This is a genomic window from Streptomyces sp. NPDC059564, assembly GCF_042735575.1.
Taxonomy (GTDB): domain Bacteria; phylum Actinomycetota; class Actinomycetes; order Streptomycetales; family Streptomycetaceae; genus Streptomyces.
Genome location: NZ_JBHWBP010000637.1, coordinates 1 through 1,925, shown reverse-complemented (window position 1 = coordinate 1,925; position 1,925 = coordinate 1). Strand labels below are relative to the sequence as shown.

2 protein-coding genes are annotated in these 1,925 nt (G+C 70.9%); both read right to left on the bottom strand.

The window, feature by feature from the left end; genetic code table 11:
- A partial coding sequence (locus ACFV0Q_RS41155; RefSeq protein ID WP_385013182.1) for an MAB_1171c family putative transporter occupies positions 1-1,134 on the bottom strand: 1,134 nt, incomplete at its 3' end.
- Between the two features lie 40 nt (positions 1,135-1,174).
- Positions 1,175-1,840, bottom strand: a complete 666-nt coding sequence (locus ACFV0Q_RS41150; protein WP_385013184.1) for a TetR-like C-terminal domain-containing protein — start codon at positions 1,838-1,840, stop codon at positions 1,175-1,177.
- Between the last annotated feature and the right edge of the window lie 85 nt (positions 1,841-1,925).

The window sequence follows — 1,925 nt, the reverse complement described above, 5'->3', positions numbered from 1 at the left end:
GTAGACGGACGCGACCTTGGTGAGCCAGGCGACTTCCGCGGTGAAGTTGTCCGGGTCCCGGTCGTCGAAGTCGCCGGCGTCCTTGTTGTGATCGGGGATGGTTCCGGCGCGCTTGGCGTTCAACGCCTGTCTGATCTGGGCGGCTTCGGCGAACGCCTGCCGGTACTCCTCGCCCGCCCCGGGATCCGCCGCGTCGCCGCCGTGCGCGGAGCGGTCGATGTAGGGGCGCAGGTCCCGCCACCCGTCCCGGATCTCGATGACCCGGCGGTGCAGGCGGTAGTCGAGGTCCGAGACCGAAGCGGAGCCCGGCGGCTCCAGGACGATGTCCGGCGAGGACTCGTACAGGTCCCGCCAGAGCGGGTACAGCGCCCGGTAGGAGCGGTACCTGCGCGCCCAGTCGGTCAGTCTGGCGACCGGCCCCTCCCAGGAGGAGATGGTGAGGCTGAGCGAGAGCGTGACGATGCCCGCCGCACTGAAGACCGAGGCGGCGACCGTCCAGGCGCCGATGTCGATCCCGGCCGCGGCCGTGAGGATGTTCACCGTCCTGCACAGGCAGTAGAGGAACAGGATCACCGCCGCGACGGAGAGCATGTGCAGCGCCTGGCGCAGCGAGGCCTTGTCCGTCATCCGCGCGTAGGGGCCGCACTGGCGGAAGATGGTGACGCACGGAACCGCCTGGGACACGATGAAGACCAGGAGGTAGACGAGGACCAGCGGCTGGCCGCTGCCCGTGTTGAAGTCCGTCGCCGGCCGGCCGGGACCGTCGGCGATGAAGAACAGCGCGATCAGCAACGCGTTGACGGCGATGCCGGTGATCAGCCAGTAGCGGGCCCTGCGCACCGTTTCCTCGGTGGCGGTGGCCCAGCGCAGCAGGATGATCTGGGCGCTGACGCAGAAGGCGACCGCCGACACGTGCATCACGAGGATGGCGAGGTTGCCGACGCCCAGGAAGGTGTCGCCTCCCATGGCGACGGCGCCCATCGTGAAGGTGAGGCACTGGAGCAGCAGAGTGATCACGAGCGTGCGGTAGGCGCTGTCGCGCCAGCTCCGCCGGACCTGGCTCAGCCGGTAGACGAGTGCGGCGTACGACGAGAGCGCCGCGATGACGAAGCAAAGGGTTCTGGTGGTGTTCACGGCCTGATTCCCCGCCGGTGCCGCACGCGCGGCAGACGGTCTAGTCGGTGATGGTGACGGTGGTCCGGTCCGAGGGGACGGCGAGTCCGATGCCTTCGGCCGCCACCGCGATGGCGTAGTCGAAGTAGGCGGACTCGTCGCGGACGCTGTCGTGGGTACGGCTGAAGACCTGGAACACCAGGAGTCCGATCAGGCTGCTCCACAGCACGATGCCGCGCTCGACGAGGTCCGAGAACGGGGCCTCGGGGACCCCGCCGAACAGTTCGACGGCCTCGGGGCGCAGCAGCGGCGGCCCGGGCACCGCCCGCCGGGGCGGGGTCAGTTCACCGGCCTCCAGGGCGGACCGTACGATGCCGGCCAGCACCGCGGGGGTGCGCGAGGCGGGCGGGACGGTGTCCTGCGGGGCGTGGTAGCCGGGTACGGGCGAGCCGTAGATCAGCGTGAACTCCGCGGTGTTGGCGAAGGACCACGCCCGCAGGGCGCGCGTGACGGCGAGGAGCCGCGCGCCCGCGGTGGCGCCGGCCGCCCGGGCGGCCTCGTCGGCCCGCTCCATGGCGGCGGCCGAGTCGTCGTAGGCGTCGATGACCAGGGCGGTCAGCAGGTCGTCCCGGTGCGGGAAGACGGCCTCCACGTCGGCGACGGCGAGGCCGCCGTCTCCGGCCACGGCATCCAGGGTCAGTCCTCCGGCGCCCAGCTTCACGAGCAGTTGGCGGGGGGGGGGGGGGTGGGGGGGCCCCCCCCCCCCCGGGGGTGGAGCTTCTGGAGGGTTGAGTAAAAAAAAAAAAACAAAA